17 protein-coding genes, 1 tRNA gene and 5 pseudogenes are annotated in these 17,298 nt (G+C 39.0%); 15 read left to right on the plus strand and 8 right to left on the minus strand.

All coding sequences use genetic code 11. The features are described 5' to 3' along the window. Positions 1-29 precede the first annotated feature (29 nt). The 6 genes and pseudogenes from ARADI_RS21505 to ARADI_RS02385 all read left to right on the plus strand — a co-directional run bounded on the left by ARADI_RS21505 (position 30) and on the right by ARADI_RS02385 (position 3,189). Positions 30-206 (plus strand): sunset domain-containing protein, encoded by a 177-nt coding sequence (locus ARADI_RS21505; protein ID WP_439647070.1) that lies wholly within the window; start codon positions 30-32, stop codon positions 204-206. Positions 207-631: 425 nt separating this feature from the next. Continuing rightward, positions 632-1,424 (plus strand): annotated as a pseudogene (gene phoH, locus ARADI_RS02365) (phosphate starvation-inducible protein PhoH). Between the two features lie 834 nt (positions 1,425-2,258). Next, entirely contained in the window at positions 2,259-2,576 is a 318-nt protein-coding gene (locus ARADI_RS02370; RefSeq protein ID WP_119711007.1) for a hypothetical protein, read from the plus strand. After that, positions 2,566-2,739 (plus strand): SGNH/GDSL hydrolase family protein, encoded by a 174-nt coding sequence (locus tag ARADI_RS02375; RefSeq protein ID WP_182853037.1) that lies wholly within the window; start codon positions 2,566-2,568, stop codon positions 2,737-2,739. The genes ARADI_RS02370 and ARADI_RS02375 overlap by 11 nt, the downstream gene beginning before the upstream one ends. Positions 2,740-2,819: 80 nt before the next feature. Continuing rightward, on the plus strand, positions 2,820-2,990 hold the full coding sequence (locus tag ARADI_RS02380) for a hypothetical protein (RefSeq protein ID WP_182853038.1): 171 nt from the start codon (positions 2,820-2,822) through the stop codon (positions 2,988-2,990). Beyond that, positions 2,974-3,189 carry a hypothetical protein gene (locus ARADI_RS02385; RefSeq protein WP_119711008.1) on the plus strand — a complete coding sequence of 72 codons (216 nt, stop codon included), beginning with the start codon at positions 2,974-2,976 and terminating at the stop codon, positions 3,187-3,189. Before ARADI_RS02380 ends, ARADI_RS02385 begins: the two co-directional genes overlap by 17 nt. Before the next feature lie 171 nt (positions 3,190-3,360). On the opposite strand, the gene ychF is transcribed toward ARADI_RS02385, so the two are convergent. Beyond that, positions 3,361-4,452: a redox-regulated ATPase YchF gene (gene ychF / locus ARADI_RS02390; protein WP_119711009.1), complete on the minus strand. Its 1,092-nt coding sequence runs from the start codon at positions 4,450-4,452 to the stop codon at positions 3,361-3,363. Positions 4,453-4,571: 119 nt separating this feature from the next. After that, a pseudogene (pth, locus tag ARADI_RS02395) lies at positions 4,572-5,161 on the minus strand (aminoacyl-tRNA hydrolase). 295 nt (positions 5,162-5,456) lie between these two features. On the opposite strand from pth, the gene ychH reads away from it, so the two are divergent. Continuing rightward, a complete protein-coding gene (gene ychH, locus ARADI_RS02400; RefSeq protein ID WP_119711010.1) occupies positions 5,457-5,678 on the plus strand; it encodes a stress-induced protein YchH in 222 nt (73 codons plus the stop codon). Positions 5,679-5,821: 143 nt separating this feature from the next. Here ychH and prs read toward each other — a convergent pair whose 3' ends face one another. The 3 genes from prs to lolB form a co-directional block, all read right to left on the minus strand. Next, on the minus strand, positions 5,822-6,769 hold the full coding sequence (gene prs / locus ARADI_RS02405) for a ribose-phosphate diphosphokinase (RefSeq protein ID WP_119711011.1): 948 nt from the start codon (positions 6,767-6,769) through the stop codon (positions 5,822-5,824). A gap of 62 nt (positions 6,770-6,831) precedes the next feature. Then, positions 6,832-7,698, minus strand: a complete 867-nt coding sequence (gene ispE / locus ARADI_RS02410) for a 4-(cytidine 5'-diphospho)-2-C-methyl-D-erythritol kinase (protein ID WP_119711012.1) — start codon at positions 7,696-7,698, stop codon at positions 6,832-6,834. Beyond that, a complete protein-coding gene (gene lolB, locus ARADI_RS02415) occupies positions 7,695-8,348 on the minus strand; it encodes a lipoprotein insertase outer membrane protein LolB (RefSeq protein ID WP_119711013.1) in 654 nt (217 codons plus the stop codon). The genes ispE and lolB overlap by 4 nt, the downstream gene beginning before the upstream one ends. A 244-nt stretch (positions 8,349-8,592) precedes the next feature. Between lolB and hemA the strand changes: the two genes are divergently transcribed. From hemA to mnmL, 6 genes and pseudogenes are all read left to right on the plus strand, one after another. Continuing rightward, complete coding sequence (gene hemA / locus ARADI_RS02420) at positions 8,593-9,855, plus strand: glutamyl-tRNA reductase (protein ID WP_119711014.1); 1,263 nt, start codon at positions 8,593-8,595, stop codon at positions 9,853-9,855. A 29-nt stretch (positions 9,856-9,884) separates the two neighbouring features. Continuing rightward, positions 9,885-10,967, plus strand: a complete 1,083-nt coding sequence (prfA, locus tag ARADI_RS02425; RefSeq protein ID WP_119711015.1) for a peptide chain release factor 1 — start codon at positions 9,885-9,887, stop codon at positions 10,965-10,967. Further along, complete coding sequence (prmC, locus tag ARADI_RS02430) at positions 10,967-11,818, plus strand: peptide chain release factor N(5)-glutamine methyltransferase (protein WP_119711016.1); 852 nt, start codon at positions 10,967-10,969, stop codon at positions 11,816-11,818. Before prfA ends, prmC begins: the two co-directional genes overlap by 1 nt. Continuing rightward, entirely contained in the window at positions 11,802-12,611 is an 810-nt protein-coding gene (sirB1, locus tag ARADI_RS02435) for an invasion regulator SirB1 (protein WP_119711017.1), read from the plus strand. The genes prmC and sirB1 overlap by 17 nt, the downstream gene beginning before the upstream one ends. Before the next feature lie 46 nt (positions 12,612-12,657). Continuing rightward, the gene (gene kdsA, locus ARADI_RS02440; protein ID WP_119711018.1) at positions 12,658-13,512 is read left to right on the plus strand and encodes a 3-deoxy-8-phosphooctulonate synthase; all 855 of its coding nucleotides are present in this window, start codon (positions 12,658-12,660) and stop codon (positions 13,510-13,512) included. A gap of 10 nt (positions 13,513-13,522) precedes the next feature. Continuing rightward, positions 13,523-14,417 (plus strand): annotated as a pseudogene (gene mnmL, locus ARADI_RS02445) (tRNA modification radical SAM protein MnmL/YtqA); the annotation flags it as partial. 55 nt (positions 14,418-14,472) lie between these two features. Here mnmL and ARADI_RS02450 read toward each other — a convergent pair. Continuing rightward, positions 14,473-14,562 (minus strand) — tRNA-Ser (locus ARADI_RS02450). 222 nt (positions 14,563-14,784) lie between these two features. Between ARADI_RS02450 and ARADI_RS02455 the strand changes: the two genes are divergently transcribed. Together ARADI_RS02455 and ARADI_RS02460 are read left to right on the plus strand one after the other, a co-directional pair. Beyond that, positions 14,785-14,961, plus strand: coding sequence for a hypothetical protein (locus ARADI_RS02455; RefSeq protein ID WP_182853039.1), 177 nt, complete (start codon positions 14,785-14,787; stop codon positions 14,959-14,961). Positions 14,962-14,987: 26 nt separating this feature from the next. Beyond that, positions 14,988-15,197, plus strand: coding sequence for a hypothetical protein (locus ARADI_RS02460; RefSeq protein WP_119711019.1), 210 nt, complete (start codon positions 14,988-14,990; stop codon positions 15,195-15,197). Between the two features lie 212 nt (positions 15,198-15,409). Here the strand turns inward: ARADI_RS02460 and ARADI_RS21510 are convergent. Both ARADI_RS21510 and mdtH read right to left on the minus strand, forming a co-directional pair. After that, positions 15,410-15,942, minus strand: a pseudogene (locus ARADI_RS21510) (lipoprotein). A 137-nt stretch (positions 15,943-16,079) separates the two neighbouring features. After that, positions 16,080-17,156 (minus strand): annotated as a pseudogene (mdtH, locus tag ARADI_RS02470) (multidrug efflux MFS transporter MdtH); the annotation flags it as partial. Positions 17,157-17,298 lie beyond the last annotated feature (142 nt).

A 17,298-nucleotide genomic window follows, 5' to 3' on the forward strand; every position in this document is an offset into this window, starting at 1 on the left:
CAATTAAAACAAAAAGTAATATTTCTACTATGGCGCGCAATTATCTTACTGCTGCGATTAAAGGTAATCAAATTAGCCAAATATACCACTTTTCTTACTGTCAGGGATATAAGGTTTTATCAGCCAAAAATAGTATTGTTTTTGAAAATGAGCAGGCCGCTATTGCTGCGGGTTATCGATTAGCCAAAAATTGCACGCGACAATAAAAAACACTTATTATCAAACAAATAGCATATTATCAAGTTGATCACGTTAACTGCGGTTATTAATAAATTATCAGATGACTTAAGGTAATTGTTTGCGTAATAAAGTTGACCGGCAAGCAATAATCGACAATATTTTTTGTATCAGAGATGTTAAAATATTTTTATAGTCAATTAATGGATATAAAATAATATTAGGCTCTTGAGGATGTTTAGCATAGGGGATATAGATGATAAAATGTTTAAAATATACTCTTCAGTCATTAACCGGTTATAAGTTATCCATAACATGCAAGATGGAGAAATTTGTAACCGGTTTTTTCTTGCAAATCATAAAATTGGAGACAATCCTCTGTTTTAAATAGCTTTTTTGTGTAGATATTCAAATATTATTACCATCGACATATAGACTATCGAAAGGTAAAACTATGAGTAGACAGAAAGCTGCAACAAGAGCACCCCGAAAATTAAGAAGATGTTTAAGAAAAGAGAGTCGCTCATCTCGTTTAAAAGAGATCAACAATGTGGCATCTTTTGCTGATTTTACAGGTATTGAAACCATTGGTATGGCATGTGAAACTCGTGATCGTTCTCCGATTATTCCTCGCAGTGAAGCACAAAGAAAATATATTGAAGCTATTAAGTGGCAAAAATTGATTTTGGCAAATGGTGTGAAGCCAGGATGTGGTAAAATATTTATTAGTTCTGCAATGGCTGCTGATGCTCTCATTAATAAAGAATCAATAAAATTATTGTAACTCGCCCGGTTCTACAAGCAGAGGAGGATTTAGGTTTCTTCCGGGTGATATGGCAGAGAAATTCGCACCTTTCTTTCGGCCGGTATATGATATTTTAGCCAAAAGATTGGGACACTCTTTTCTACAATACTGTTTACGACCAGAAATAGGCAAAGTAGAAATTGCACCTTTTGCTTACATGCGTGGCCGAACATTTGAGAACGCGTTTGTGATACTGGATGAAGCACAAAATGTCACGGCTAATCAAATGAAAATGTTTTTAACTCGCTTAGGAGAAAACGTGACTGTCGTCGTCAATGGCGATGTTTCCCAATGTGACTTGTCGTTAGGGATCATGTCTGTTCTGTAAGATGCGTTACGACACTTTGATTGTGACGATTTGGTTACCATCGTCAAATTTACCATTGGTGATTGTGTCCGCTCTGAACTCTGCCACAAAGCCTTATTAGCCTACGAGCTTTGATAAACAATCTATTGTTAATTTGAATAGCGCTCAGATCATCTGAGCGCTATTTATTTGGCAAACTTAACAGCTTGCTCGGTAACTGATGGTGAAATGCTCAGCTAAATTAAACACAATATATTCAACCAATTACTACTAATCTCTATCTGCGGGTTAAAGTTTGGTTTTTATTGGCAAAATGACTAACCGGTTGCATATCATCTTGATTTTACAGTTGGTTGTTTCATCGTTTGGGATTTTACTTTATAATCGCTGCTGACTATTGTGACTGATCTTATTAGTTGCGTGGTTAGCAGTGGTGGCAGGTAGCCGACTGTCATCACTGCATTGATCCGTTACTTATCTTTTTTATCTATATAACCGGTATTTTAATTAATTTCCGCTACACTCTGCCTGATTTAGCCCTCCATTATCATTGCGTTAATTACCGTTTTAACCACTTATTTGGTCTGCTGTTGATACTGTGGCCAGTGTTACAAAGGACGGTTTTATACCTTCTACCTGTTCACGCATGCCTGGCTGAAATAATAGTTAGTAAACCCAACTGCAAAAGGCTGGCAATAGTTGGTGAGTTTTTTCGTAATAGTCCTATTTATTCAATAAAGTCACTCAATTTCTGTGAATTGGATGTATAAAACTTACGGTAAGAAATGACAAACAAACTGACAGAACAGCAATGCGATTGTTCGGTTGTTCTTACTATTAACGAAAAATGTTTTATTTAATTTATGACATCATTTAATGATGCTAAAATGTGAGCGAGGGAAAAGGAATGCAAACGACACGATTTCGTAATGTTATTGTTTTCTGGACAGCTTGTCTGACACAGGTATTATGGCCAGTTCCTATATTGGCAAGCTAGCTAGCGCATTCGGTGCCATGACGGTGAATCCGACAGGTCGTTACAGTTATTGCCGTAACTGGACAGATTATATGTATGAAGCGGCGACAGGTGGAGGATCACTTGTGATGGCTAATGCTAGCACTTCGAAAAAATTAACTAGCAAGCATCAATCATTTTCTCAAGAATCCAGCTGGGGACAAGGTTCTGACCTGTGGTTTCGATATGCTAATTATGCAGTTGGTGGTGCTACGGTGGGGAATACCGCACGCTATTGCACATATATGTTCACTTACTACTATGAAAAATGAGGTGAAGGCTTTTGAGAAAGATTTCTCATTACAAGTTATAAATAATGAAAATTTTCTTTTTATTGTTTGGTTTGGCGCTAACGACCTATACACGGCAGGTTTGCCTGCCACCGAGATGCATAAAGTGGCAATTAAAATTGCTCATAAGCTAGAGAAGAATTAGTTAACATTGTTGGTTTAAGTAATGCACACTTTATTTATATAAATATGGGACTTCCACTATAGGCTGTTCGTTATCAGGAGATGGCTAGTTCTGCCAAAGCGAAATATCAAACGTCTACCAACGAGAAGAAAGCTAAACGTATTTATGATGAAGTTAGGCGACAAATTAATAATTTTGAAAGTGGGACGATGTTATTTAACCACACACTAAGAGAGATTACTGAAGCCAGAATCGATGTCAAATCTGTATGAAAAGTTACATTTATCAGAAGGGGTGCAAAAAGTTGGAGCTAGCAATCAATTTATCGATAGCTGTAATTACGATATTATTATGGGTCATAACAGTAAAGTGTCTACTTCAGATAAAGCTCATCCGACAGATCGTGTCTATCGCATGGTATGGCAAAAAATTTGTGGGAAAGAGGCTACACTTTTGGCATGCTTCCGGTAACCAAGGGTTGTAATCATAGTGATACTCAATTTTGTACTCGGCTTTGATTGAGCTAGCATAAAAAATTGTATCCCTATGGAAAAGAAAAGCCCACGTAAATTGCGTGGGCGTTAAGTTTTTTTCCGATCTTTATAGATTGTATTGAGATGCCATAAAGCCGACTAGAATGGATCAAACATTAAACAAAAAGTTCATTACATCGCCATCTTGCACAATATAATTTTTCCCCTCGGCGCGCATTTTACCGGCTTCTTTGGCGCCTTGCTCGCCGTTATAGTGAATAAAATCGGCAAATGAGATTGTCTGGGCGCGGATAAAACCTTTTTCAAAATCGGTATGAATTTTACCTGCCGCTTGTGGTGCGGTGGCACCAATTGAGATGGTCCAGGCGCGAACTTCTTTGACTCCGGCAGTGAAGTAAGTTTGTAAATTAAGTAACTTATAACCGGCGCGGATCACACGATTTAGTCCCGGTTCTTCAATACCCAGTTCAGCCATAAATTCGTCGCGTTCATCTTCATCCAGTTCGGCGATATCGGCTTCAACGGCAGCACATACTGGCACCACCACCGAGCCCTCTTTTTCAGCAATGGCCCGCACTGCATCTAGGTGGCGATTATTGTTAAAGCCATCTTCACTCACATTGGCAATATACATAGTTGGTTTGAGGGTTAAAAAGCTGAGATAGCGGATGGCGGCTTTTTCTTCTTTACTTAACACTAGAGTTCGTAGCATCTCTGCGTTTTCAAGATGCGGTAAACATTTTGTCAAAATGTCTAATTCAATTTTTGCTTCTTTGTCGCCACCTTTAGCTTTTTTCTGAATGCGATGAATAGCGCGTTCACAGCTATCTAATTCAGCTAAAGCCAATTCAGTATTAATGATATCAATATCCGCTAGTGGATCAACCTGGCCGGCAACATGGATGATATTATCATTGTCAAAACAGCGAACAACATGGCCTATCGCTTCAGTTTCACGAATATTAGTTAAGAATTGATTGCCTAAACCTTCACCTTTAGATGCGCCTTTTACCAGTCCGGCAATGTCGACAAACTCCATTGTTGTGGGTAGTACTCGCTGTGGCTTGACAATTTGCGCCAATTGATCAAGACGAGGATCGGGCATCGTTACCACACCGGTATTAGGCTCAATAGTACAAAAAGGGAAGTTTGCTGCCTCGATGCCTGCTTTGGTCAGTGCATTAAAAAGCGTTGATTTTCCTACATTTGGCAGACCAACGATACCGCATTTAAATCCCATAAATATGTTACCTTAGTTTTTATCTGTTCAATCGCGTATCGCTAATTGATAAATATGAATGAATTTATCGATGATTATACACGTAAAAGTTACCTTGCCGAAGATATGATGTAATAGTATTAACTCGATGGTTTAAAAGCGAGTAACTGGTTTACTGCTTTATTGACGCCTTCATTAAGCAGGATCGGTGTACAACGTATTGCTTCATCAATGGTATCATCGATTAATTTTTGTTCCTTAAGGGTGGGTTTATTCAACACAAAGCCGACAACTTTATTTTTATCACCGGGGTGACCAATCCCGATGCGTAAACGGTAAAAATTAGGGTTGTTGCCTAGTTTGTTTTGAATATCTTTAAGACCATTATGTCCGCCATTGCTGCCGCCTAATTTTATTTTGGCGCTACCTGGCATTAAATCTAATTCATCATGGGCGACAAGAATTTCAGCGGCTTTATGCGATAAAAACTGGCTAATGCTAACACTGATTTTCCACTGAGATTCATATATGTTGTCGGTATCAGTAAGCGAACGTCATTATTCGAAAAGTTGATCCTGGCGGTATAACCAAAGAATTTACTTTCTTCTTTTAGTAATTGATTATGTTGTTTGGCTAATAATTCGACATACCAGGCGCCTGCATTATGCCGAGTAAGGGCATATTCAGAACCTGGATTAGCCAGACCGACGATCAGTTTTATGTTACTCACCATATTCTTTCACTATTGAGCGGTTTTAATTAAAGAACATAGCTTACCTTTTCTGATAACCGACTACAAAAAGTTAAATTTGATGACAGTAGAATAGGTTGATCAGGTTAGCTGCATAATAGCTACTATTTTTTCAAAAAAAATAATTTTATGTATAGATTTGTGAGTAAAATATTATCTAATGTGATCATTTCCTCAATCTGAGTCGGAAAACTATTACTATAATATAGCAAAAGAGCAGGTATTTTTATTATTCAATATTATACATAGTGATAAGTATTTTGGAGGGTATGATATGAAAAGAAAACAGTCTTTTTTATTAGGTAATTGCTTGATGGTAACTGGCATGGCTATTATGGTGATCAGTATTGCATATAATATTTGCAATCATGTTTTTGAATTAGATCTACCAGAATATTTAGCAGAAATATCACTGATTAGTCTTTTTATTGGTGCTTTGATTTGGTTAGCCGGTGCCAGGGTGAGTGGCCGTGAAGGCATTGCTGATCGTTATTAGTGGCTACGAAATTTTGACGAGCGCCATCGTCGGTAATCTATTTTACAGTAAAGAAAAACCCCGTGATAAATATCAAAGGGTTTTCGGTAGTATTAAGTTAATAAATGCGGCAGCTAAAAATTTAACTATGCGTAATTTATTATTTAGTGTTCAAACATCGCTGAGATTGACTCTTCGTTGCTGATCCTGCGAATAGCTTCAGCCAACATGCCTGATAGCGTTAATGAGCGAACCTTATTGAGCTTTTTGATTTCAGCGGATAAGGGAATAGTGTCACAAACAACCACCTCATCAATAACTGAATCTTTAATATTAGCGACGGCATTACCGGAAAATATGGGATGGGTAGCATATGCAAAGACCCGTTTAGCGCCTCGTTCCTTAAGTGCTTCAGCGGCTTTACACAAGGTACCACCGGTATCTATCATATCATCAACTAGTACACAGTCTCGATTAGCGACATCACCAATAATATGCATAACTTGGGAAACATTTGCTAGTGGCCGACGTTTATCAATAATGGCCATATCTGTGTCATTTAATAATTTGGCAATGGCGCGGGCGCGTACTACTCCACCTATATCGGGTGAAACGACGATCGGATTGTCTAGATTTTGTTGTAGCATATCTTCTAACAAGATCGGACTACCAAAAACGTTATCTACCGGCACATCAAAAAAACCCTGGATTTGCTCGGCATGTAGATCGACAGTTAAGACCCGGTCAACACCGACACTGGAAAGAAAATCGGCCACTACTTTAGCGGTAATAGGCACACGCGCTGAACGTACACGGCGATCTTGACGCGCATAACCAAAATAGGGAATGACAGCGGTGATCCGACCAGCAGATGCACGGCGTAGTGCATCAACCATGACAACAAGCTCCATTAAATTGTCATTTGTTGGTGCACATGTTGATTGTATGATGAAAACATCACCACCACGGACATTTTCATTAATTTGTACACTAACTTCACCATCATTAAAACGACCAACCGCAGCGTCGCCAAGGCTCGTATACAGTCGGTTAGCAACACGTTGAGCAAGTTCCGGTGTAGCATTACCAGCAAAAAGCTTCATATCAGGCACGTAAAAAACCTCAGGCTTGCGTCTATAAAGATATTATCGACCAAAAAATATTATTGATGGTTTCAATATCTGGAAATCCCAGCGCGGAATGTATGCAAAGGAGACTGGTTAACACCTTGCGCAACGAAACCCTGCACCCACTCTGGGGCTTTATTTAACACCTTACGGGCAGCAGCTTCAGTTTCGAATTCAGCAAAAACGCAAGCACCTGTGCCGGTAAGACGTGATGATGTATATTCTAGCAGCCATGAAATAAGCTCTTCAACCTCAAGGAAACGTTTTCTTGCGATTGGTTCACAATCATTTGCGTATGGCCCTTGTAACAATGCGCTTAACGAGCGTTTTGCTGAATTTCGTTTTAATTCCGGATCAGCAAAAATTTGTTGAGTAGCAATATTTATTCCAGGGTGGGCCACTAAATACCATTTTTCTGCCGGATTGACCGGTAAAAGTTGATCACCGATGCCTTGTGCAAAAGCGGCATGACCTATTACGAATACCGGAACATCGGCACCGAGCTGACGGCCAAGCTCGGCTAGAGTATTATCATCAATATGAGTTTGCCAATGGTAATTTAAGGCAATCAATGTGTTTGCTGCGTTAGAGGAGCCACCACCTAAACCACCACCCGTAGGTAACCTTTTCTTAACATAAATATCGGCACCTTGATGATTATTAGCGCGATCTACTTCAATGCAATAGCGCTGTAATAAACGCGCTGCTTTAACAATAAGGTTATTTTCTGCTGGCAGATTAGTAAAGGGTGTAAGCAGCCGAATTTGATTATCTTCACGTGGTTTGATTGTAATTTCATCACCATAGTTAAGAAATTGGAACAGAGTCTGAAGTTGATGGTAACCATCAGCTCGACGGCCGGTAATATATAGAAATAAGTTAAGCTTTGCTGGAGAGGGCCAGGTTAATGTCATTCGTTTAGCGTCCAACTGTCCATTTTTAACTTAATACGTTGTTTACCTTGGGTTAATTCAATTCGGCTAGGTAGTTTAGGCTGGCTATCCTGATGATAAGCAAGGTAGTTCAAATGCCAGGTTTCGCCATTTTGCCTATATTCGATGGTTTTTAACAGGCCATTTTCGTCTAATGTGAATGATGTGGCATTAGTGGGTAAACCGATTAACCAATAGGACAGATTTTCAATTGGGATTTCCATACCTGTTAATTGATAAATCATCTGTGCTGGATGATGATTGACATATTTTTTACCTTCTCTATCCATTAGTTGAGTAACGCCAGGGGTTACATTGAGCTCTAATTCTGTTGTCCCTAATGGATTGGTCAGTAACAGGCGGTAATTAGACAGCATATATTGTTGCCAAAAGAATTTGGCATAGGTTTTATTATCTGGGCCAATATAGGCAAAAGCACCATGGGTTTGAAATTTTGTCAACTTGACCAGTTGCTGCTGGTGGTTTATCCATAATGGATTGGTTAATGAGCCGTTTTTTTCAGTTGTTAATTGTTGATTGAATGTACAGGCGGTCAAAAAAACAGCAATTAGTGGAATAAATTTGCAACAATAGTGACGTAAATTGGCAAACTGCTTGGCAATGAGTATCATTAAATATTTCCTATTCACACAAGTGGTATTAATTTGTTGATATCGATCAGAAAATTATTAAGGTAAATGTAACTACAATTGGGAAAAAATGCCCGAATTATTCATTTGCTTAGTTTAACATCTTTAATTGCCTAGTTGCATAAAGTAGAATACTACCTCAAAATTTCCTTATTAAAGTTATTGGTTTTATTTTTGTGTGCTTAACAGATGTTTAGAAACCATTTAGTTACTTGATTTAGTGAATATGACATTACTTGCACTCGGTATAAACCATAAAACCGCGCCTATAACGTTACGTGAACGGTTAATTTTTGGGCCGGAAAAAATTGAACACGCACTGGATAATTTACTTCAGCAGCCACTTGTTCACAGTGGCGTTGTACTCTCTACGTGTAACCGTACTGAACTTTATCTATGCGTTGATTCACAAGAATCCTTACAAGATCAATTAATTGATTGGTTATGTAACTATCATCGTTTAAATTTAAATGATGTTAGAACAAGTATTTATTGGCACCAAGATAATGCTGCTGTTAGCCACTTAATGCGTGTTGCCAGTGGATTAGATTCATTAGTCTTAGGTGAGCCGCAAATTTTAGGTCAAGTTAAACAAGCATTTTCTAAATCTCAGCACTATACAAAGTTATCTAGTGAGTTGGAGCGTTTATTTCAACGTTCATTTTCAGTTGCTAAACGTATTCGTACGGAAACCGAAATTGGCGCTAATGCAGTTTCAGTTGCTTTTGTCGCTTGTACGCTAGCTCGTCAAATTTTTGAATCACTGTCTGAATTGCATATTTTACTGGTAGGTGCCGGCGAGACTATCGAACTGGCTGCGCGCCATCTGCGTGAACATCATGCTAAGCATTTGATTATCGCTAACCGAACTCGAGAACGCGCTGCACGTTTTGCTAATCAAGTTGGTGCGGAAGTTATCACTTTAGCTGAAATTGATACCCGTTTAGCCGATTCGGATATTGTGATTAGTTCTACTGCCATCCCTTTACCGATCATTGGTAAAGGGATGGTTGAAAGGGCAATGAAAGTCCGCCGTAATAAGCCGATGTTGCTGATTGATATTGCTGTTCCGCGAGATATTGAACCTGATATTGACAGATTAAATAATATTTATCTCTATAGCGTTGATGATTTGTATGCGATTGTGCAACGCAATGTCGAACAACGGAAAATGGCGGCAGTTCAGGCTGAGCTTATTGTTGAGCAAGAAAGTGCTTATTTTATGGATTGGTTGCGTTCTCAGTCATCAGTCAATACAATTCGTGATTATCGTGGTCAGGCAGAGCAAATTAGGGCTGAAATGGCAGAAAAAGCACTTGCTTCGCTGCGAAATGGCGCAGATAACGAGCAAGTGATCAATCAATTGACCTATCAGTTAATGAATCGCCTGATCCACACACCAACCAAATCACTCCAGCAAGCAGCGACAGATGGTGATATTCACCGTCTTAATATTTTAAAAGATAGCTTAGGACTGGAGCAAAATTAAACTACCTTTAGTAAGGTCTAACATAACGAATGAAGCCTTCAATAATTGCTAAGTTAGAAGCATTGCAGGAACGCTACGAAGAAATTCAAGCACACCTGGTTGATGCTGAGGTGATCGCAGATCAAGAGCGTTTCCAGGCGTTGTCTAAGGAGTATGTTCAGTTAACAGATGTAACCAAATGTTTTCAGTTATGGCGCACTGTTCAGCAAGATATTGAGACGGCTGAAATATTATTGCATGATCCTGAAATGCGCGAGATGGCTCAGGACGAATTAAAAGAAGCGAAAAAGCGTAATGAGGAATTTGAACAACAGTTACAGATTTTATTGTTACCAACAGATCCCGATGATGAAAAAAATTGCTTTTTAGAAATTCGGGCCGGTACCGGTGGTGATGAGGCGGCGATATTTGCCGGTGATCTTTTTAAAATGTATAGCCGCTATGCTGAATCCCGACGCTGGCGGATTGAAGTTATGAATGCCAGTGAAGGAGAACACGGTGGTTACAAAGAAATTATCGCTAAAGTTTCTGGTGATAGTGTATATGGCCGCCTAAAGTTTGAGTCAGGGGGACATCGTGTCCAGCGCGTACCGGAGACTGAATCTCAAGGGCGTATTCATACTTCTGCTTGTACAGTAGCCATTCTGGCTGAAATTCCAGCAACAGAGTTACCGGATATCAACCCTAGTGACTTAAGAATTGATACTTTTCGTTCATCAGGCGCTGGCGGACAGCACGTTAATACCACTGACTCCGCGATCCGTATTACCCATATTCCAACCGGAATTGTGGTCGAGTGTCAGGATGAACGTTCTCAGCATAAAAATAAAGCCAAAGCGCTGTCAGTTTTAGCTGCCCGTATTCGTGCATTGGAAATGCAAAAACGCCATGAAGCAGAAGCATCTGAGCGCCGTAATTTACTCGGCTCAGGTGATCGTTCCGATAGGATCAGAACTTATAATTTTCCCCAAGGCCGCATTACTGATCATCGTATCAATTTAACTCTCTATCGTTTAGATGAAGTGATAGAGGGAAAATTAGATATATTAATCCAACCGATTATTAACGAATATCAAGCAGATCAACTCTCTGCTTTATCAGAACGGGATTAATGAATTATCAGCATTGGTTAGCCTATGCGGCTAATAAACTTTGCCACAGTGATAGTGCTAAACGTGATGCTGAAATTTTGTTGCAATATATAACCGGAAAAACACGGACTTTTCTTATTGCATTTCGAGAAACAGAATTAACCGTTAAGCAACAACAGCAGCTTGAACATCTATTAGCTCGTCGGGCTAAGGGTGAGCCTATGGCCTATTTAGTAGAAGAAAAAGAGTTTTGGTCGTTACCAATGAAAGTTTCACCTATTACGTTAATACCTCGTGCGGATACAGAGTGCTTAGTTGAGCGAGCATTACAATTATTACCAGGAAAGCGAGCAGTAAAAATATTAGATTTGGGGACGGGTACCGGTGCTGTGGCATTAGCTTTAGCATCAGAGTGTCCACAAGCGCAGATAATTGGTATTGATATTAGTGATTCGGCAATTATGCTAGCCCAACTTAATGCAAATAATTTGGTAATTAATAATGTCAAATTTTGCAAAAGTAATTGGTTTACTTCACTACCTATTCAGCAATTTGATATGATTGTCAGTAATCCACCTTACATTGATGAATGTGATCCACATTTACAACAAGGTGATGTGCGTTTTGAACCTAAAACAGCATTAATATCGGCTAATCATGGGTTGGCTGATATTCAATTGATAATTGAACAATCGCGTAACTATTTAGCTAATAAGGGATGGCTTTTACTAGAACACGGGTGGTTGCAGGGAAGGCACGTAAGGCAGTTATTTTCCTGTCATCATTATCAACAGGTAGTAACTTTTCAGGATTATGGTGGTAATGATCGTATTACGGTAGGTCAATGGAAATGTGATGAAAACCATAGCTGATTTTGAATTTAATAAAGCACCACTGAGCGAAGGTATTATACTTGTTTCACGGATTATTCGGCCAGATTTTCCTGTTGAACAAGTCAATCCACAACTTAGGCTTCTGGTTGCCGAAGCAAGACAAACAATACAAACTGATGATGATATAGAAACGCAAGTATCTATATTACTAAAGTTATTTTATCGAGACTGGCTTTTTAGCGGTGTAACGGGGGTTTATTCGCTTTCTGAGGCGCTTTGGCTGGATAAAGTTCTAATAGCAAGACAAGGGGCACCTGTTTCATTGGGGACAATTTTTTTGCATGTTGCCACTCAATTGCAGTTGCCGGTGATGCCGATTATTTTTCTGACTCAGCTTATTCTATGTGTTCGCCGAGAAGATGGTACTTATTGGTATATTAACCCGATAAATGGTGAAACGCTCACCGAGCAGATGCTTGATTTATGGGTCAAGGGAACAATTAGCCCTTTTGCTCATCTGACGCAAAAAGATATAGAAGAAACTTCGCATAGAATTATCATACGAAAAATGTTTGATACAATAAAAGCAGCGTTGATGGAAGAAAATAAAATGGAACAAGCGCTAAGAGTTTGTGAAACATTATTAATTTTTGATCCGAAGGATCCTTATGAGATACGTGATAGAGGACTTATTTTTGCTCATCTTGAATGTAATCATGTTGCCATTTCTGATTTAAATTATTTTGTTGAGCAATGTCCAGAAGATCCTGTTTCTGAAATGATAAAAATGCAAATCTATTCAATAAAAGGGCAGCAGATTATATTGCATTGATCATTAAAAATCGTCACTAATTTGCTGTCATAGAAAGGGTAAAAGCATGCAATATAAAGTAGTCGCCATTGATGATATCAAAGTGGCAAATAATCTACCATTTGTATTATTTGGTGGTATGAATGTGCTTGAATCGCGCGATCTGGCAATGAAGATTTGCGAACATTATGTCACCGTAACAGACAAGCTTAACATTCCTTATGTTTTTAAGGCATCCTTCGATAAAGCGAACCGTTCTTCGATTCATTCCTATCGCGGCCCAGGGCTTGAAGAAGGAATGAAAATTTTTCAAGAAATCAAACAAATATTTGGCGTTAAGGTAATTACGGATGTTCATGAGCCAGCGCAAGCGGCTCCGGTTGCTGAGGTGGTTGACGTTATTCAACTACCGGCTTTTTTAACAAGGCAAACTGACCTAGTTGAAGCGATGGCCAAAACCGGTGCAGTCATTAATGTTAAAAAACCCCAATTTGTAAGCCCTGGACAAATGGGCAATATTGTTGAGAAATTTAAAGAAGCAGGTAATGAAAAAGTTATTCTCTGTGATCGTGGAGCAAATTTTGGTTATGATAATTTGGTTGTCGATATGTTAGGCTTCAATGTCATGATGAATGTATCAAAGGGTTCTCCGGTTATTTTCGACGTTACTCATGCATTACAATGTCGTGATCCTTTTGGTTCTGCTTCCGGCGGTCGCCGTGCACAGGTTGCTGAGTTGGCTAGAGCGGGTATGGCAGTCGGTTTAGCGGGATTATTTCTGGAAGCACATCCTGATCCGGCTAACGCAAAATGTGATGGGCCATCGGCACTGCCATTAGCAAAATTAGCGCCTTTTCTTGAACAGGTTAAAGCTATCGATGATTTGGTGAAAAGTTTTGCCCAATTAGATACCGCTAATTAATTGTTATTTTATGCAGTTAAATGATGTTGTTACTATGTTTGGCGTTGATCTTCAGCGCCGTTATGGTGAAAAAATTCATAAGATTAGTTTGCATGGTGGTTTTAGTTGCCATAATCGTGATGGCTCCTTAGGACGTGGCGGCTGTACCTTTTGCAATGTTGCCTCTTTTTCCGATGAGCAGCAACAGCAATTTTCCATCCAGCAACAGATTGCGCAAAAAGTAAAAAAAATCCATCGTGCTCAACGTTATCTGGCTTATTTTCAAGCTTATACCAATACTTATCTGAAGTTTCAATTTTAAAGGCGTTATATCAACAGGCATTAAATCAGGCTAATATTGTTGGACTTTGTGTCGGTACGCGCCCAGATTGTGTTTCGCAACCAGTATTGGATTTATTAGTAGAATATCAGCAGCAAGGATATGAAATCTGTTGGAACTAGGTGGTTTACAAACATCCCATGATAAAACCCCTAAAAAAGATCAATCGAGGCCGGATTTTGCCAGTTATCAAAAAATTGCTCAAATTGCCGGTAAAAAGGGATTAAATGCTTGTGTTCACGTAATTGTTGGCCTACCAGGCGAAACAGCTAGGGAAATTCTGCAAACAATATCTCGTATTATCGATACCGGTGTTGATGGTATTAAATTGCATCCATTACATATTGTTGATGGTAGTATAATGGCGAAAGCTTGGCGTGCTGGGCGTTTGTTATCACTTGAATTAACTGAGTACGTTGAAATGGCTGGAGAAATGATCTGTCATACACCAAAAAATATTATTTATCATCGTATTTGTGCCAATGCGCGTCGGCCGACTTTACTCGCGCCAGATTGGTGTGCAAATCGTTGGTTAGGCATGAATGCGTTATATCAATATCTCTGTCAGTATGGCGGCCAGGGGGCTCTGCAATTTAAGTTTGTGGAGGGAACTAAAATAGGTTGTTGGCAGATATTTTATATGGCGGTGAGGGAGGGATTCGAACCCTCGATACGTTTTCACGTATACACACTTTCCAGGCGTGCTCCTTCAGCCACTCGGACACCTCACCGGTTATCATTTTAATATAGTAGGATACTAGAATGATGGGGGCACTACTATAGGGAAAAGCAGTCTAACCGTCAATAATATATTGCAACTTTTGTCTTTTTTGCAGTTAACAAAATAAATAAAGAACAATCTGTTGAAAATATATTCGATATTACCGTCAAGGTTTTGTTGTCCTTACTAATAAGTAAAATTATTAAATGCATAGCATAAGTTGGAAAAAATAATGAATGAATTTTCCCTGATTTGCCGAATACTAGGAACATTATTTAATCGTTCCCCAGAAGATCCCGTTACTAAACCTTTATTTGAATTGATTAGTCAAAATCAATTGAAATTGTCTTGGCCTTTAGAACAAGATGAATTATTAACGCAATTAGCCGCGCTAGTAGCCAGGATTTAGCGTTAGTAATTAAAGATTTTGAGCAATTGTTTCTTGATCCTACCTCAGCTATTGCTAACGGCATTAGTCAACATAGTGAAATATCAGCAACGGCAGTTAATGAATTTTTAGTAGCAAATGGAATACCACTATCAGCGGAAAAAGCTGATCGTTTTGCTGCTTTATTATTGGCAGCATCTTGTTTGGAATATAATGCGGCGCAGGATCCCGCTATTAACACAAATTTAGTTAGTTGATCAGTTTATTTTACCTGCGAGTGAATCATTTTTTAGCCAAGTGGAAACCCATGCAGTGAGTGATTTTTATCCTACTCTCGTTATGATGACGCGTGAAGCTTTAGTCGCATTGCGCGAAGAGCTGGCTGACAATTAGTGACGCTGTAACTTATTCTTTAAATCTAACAGGCGAGTATATAGCGCTTGTTATTTCCTATTGACTACTAAGTTACTTATTCTACTAATGGAATAACTAACTTACCCGGTTTGACTTCAAGTCCTTTAGCGATTTTCTTGGCCAATGCTTATGCTTTACTTTTTTCTGGTTGTAATAAATAGACAGGATTTTTTTCAAAATAGGCTTTTAAGGAGTTATTCACAATCGGCAGTATTGTTGTAATTGTACTGGCCATTTTTTCTGGTGTAATTTTTTGATCAGAGATTGTCAATTCTTTTAAATAGATAGCACCGGTAGCTACTTAAAATAGGGCAGTGAAGTGATAGCTAAAGAGACTTCTGCATGTGTTGAACCTAATAGTGTTTCAAGCTTAATTTTAGCTACTCCCGTTAGGGTAATTTTATTCGGTTCAGTCAGACCTATTTGAGTAGCAAGATTGGCTAGATCGATACTAGCATCAGCAAGGCCGGCAATACCTATTTTTTTACTATAGTGGGTATGTTTGCTAAGATAGTTATTAATGGTATCTTCACTAATACTGAATTCAGTTAATTGATCTCATCCGGCTATCACTCCAGATAGTAACAATAGTGCTCCGGCAAAAAAAGTGCTTCATGTTTTGTTTTTCTCCTGTAATTTTGATAGCAAGATTGTACACAACTATTCATCGTTATAAATGATAGTTTTTTTCTACTGATTAAATTGTTGGTACAAAAAGCCCACAAGGTTAATAATCCTATTATGGTTAACAGATGCCAAGGTAGTGCCGGTAAATTCCACCGATGTCCGATATCATATAGCCAGCCACCACCGATAAAGCCTATTGCACCACCTAAGGCATGGCCTAATCGGCTAAAACCCATATAACTGCTGCGCGAGCATGAGGATCTGCTAGTGGAAGCGCTCAATGTTTCACGTGCTGGCTCAGCAGTGATGGTGCCTAAATAAAACAGACTAATAAGGGCAAAAAGTAGCATCAGTGAATGGGTAAAACCAATAGGAAACATGGCCAGGCTCATTAGAAGTAAACCAGTCATTAACCGTTGCTCGAGGCAAAAATGCTTTTCACTCCAACGTGCCATGGGATAAAGTAAAGTTAAAGAGATAATGGCTTCAATGGCATACATCCATTTAATAGCTGTCGGTGAGCCGGCTATCTCATTAACGACAATAGGAAACATTAACATAACTTGTACGTATAAAATAGCCACTCAGAGTAAGCACATATTTTAAAAAGCGTTGATCGCGAAAAACTTTACCCATCCCGGTACGAATTGATATCCGGCTAGCTGAGATACGGTAAGCAGGCAACAGCCAGGCGCGTTTGAAATGGCTGCGATAATTAAAATTATCGTACTTGTCCAACAAACAAACTGAAAATCATACAGTAAAAGCCAGCCACCGAGCAGGGCTCCGAGAACAGCGCCGGCACTATCTTGCATTAATAATAATGAATAAAAACGACCTCGTTCATGTGGTTTGGTCAGTTTAATGACCAAGACTGTATGAGGGGGATCAAATAAAGTCCCGCCTAAGGCTGACAGAATGCAAGATAGCCCAAAAATCCAGGGCACAGTAGCCATCGCCATTAAGGCGAAACCGATAGCACGTAATAACATACCTAGCACTATCATTGGCTTAGCGCCGAAACGATCGGCTATAGCACCACCAAAAATGCCTAAACCTCGTTGAAATAATTGTCTAAGGGCAAAACCAACCACCAAACCAGGCCAACCTAATTGCTCAACAAAGTGGATCGATATCAGTGGAAAGACGACAAAAAAACCCAACACTACTAACATATTATCGAGTAAGAGAAAATATTTACCGAGGTTTCACGCTTGTGTTACCGGAGACATTAAACACCATTTGGTGTCATACAGTGATGTTTTATAAATATAATACTAGTAAATTAGATATACTTACTATTGTAAAAACAAAATA

Origin of the sequence: Arsenophonus endosymbiont of Aleurodicus floccissimus (assembly GCF_900343025.1) — a bacterium.
Lineage (GTDB): Bacteria > Pseudomonadota > Gammaproteobacteria > Enterobacterales > Enterobacteriaceae > Arsenophonus.

Excerpts from the sequence above, each read along its gene's own strand:
- ARADI_RS02380 (WP_182853038.1), top strand. The coding sequence starts at position 2,820 with ATGGCTAGTTCTGCCAAAGCGAAATATCAAACGTCTACCAACGAGAAG.
- sirB1 (WP_119711017.1), top strand. The coding sequence starts at position 11,802 with ATGAAAACCATAGCTGATTTTGAATTTAATAAAGCACCACTGAGCGAA.
- ychF (WP_119711009.1), bottom strand. The coding sequence starts at position 4,452 with ATGGGATTTAAATGCGGTATCGTTGGTCTGCCAAATGTAGGAAAATCA.
- lolB (WP_119711013.1), bottom strand. The coding sequence starts at position 8,348 with ATGATACTCATTGCCAAGCAGTTTGCCAATTTACGTCACTATTGTTGC.
- ARADI_RS02455 (WP_182853039.1), top strand. The coding sequence starts at position 14,785 with ATGAATGAATTTTCCCTGATTTGCCGAATACTAGGAACATTATTTAAT.
- prmC (WP_119711016.1), top strand. The coding sequence starts at position 10,967 with ATGAATTATCAGCATTGGTTAGCCTATGCGGCTAATAAACTTTGCCAC.
- hemA (WP_119711014.1), top strand. The coding sequence starts at position 8,593 with ATGACATTACTTGCACTCGGTATAAACCATAAAACCGCGCCTATAACG.
- prfA (WP_119711015.1), top strand. The coding sequence starts at position 9,885 with ATGAAGCCTTCAATAATTGCTAAGTTAGAAGCATTGCAGGAACGCTAC.
- ARADI_RS21505 (WP_439647070.1), top strand. The coding sequence starts at position 30 with ATGGCGCGCAATTATCTTACTGCTGCGATTAAAGGTAATCAAATTAGC.
- ispE (WP_119711012.1), bottom strand. The coding sequence starts at position 7,698 with ATGACATTAACCTGGCCCTCTCCAGCAAAGCTTAACTTATTTCTATAT.
- ARADI_RS02375 (WP_182853037.1), top strand. The coding sequence starts at position 2,566 with ATGAAAAATGAGGTGAAGGCTTTTGAGAAAGATTTCTCATTACAAGTT.
- ychH (WP_119711010.1), top strand. The coding sequence starts at position 5,457 with ATGAAAAGAAAACAGTCTTTTTTATTAGGTAATTGCTTGATGGTAACT.
- ARADI_RS02385 (WP_119711008.1), top strand. The coding sequence starts at position 2,974 with ATGTCAAATCTGTATGAAAAGTTACATTTATCAGAAGGGGTGCAAAAA.
- kdsA (WP_119711018.1), top strand. The coding sequence starts at position 12,658 with ATGCAATATAAAGTAGTCGCCATTGATGATATCAAAGTGGCAAATAAT.
- ARADI_RS02370 (WP_119711007.1), top strand. The coding sequence starts at position 2,259 with ATGGCCAGTTCCTATATTGGCAAGCTAGCTAGCGCATTCGGTGCCATG.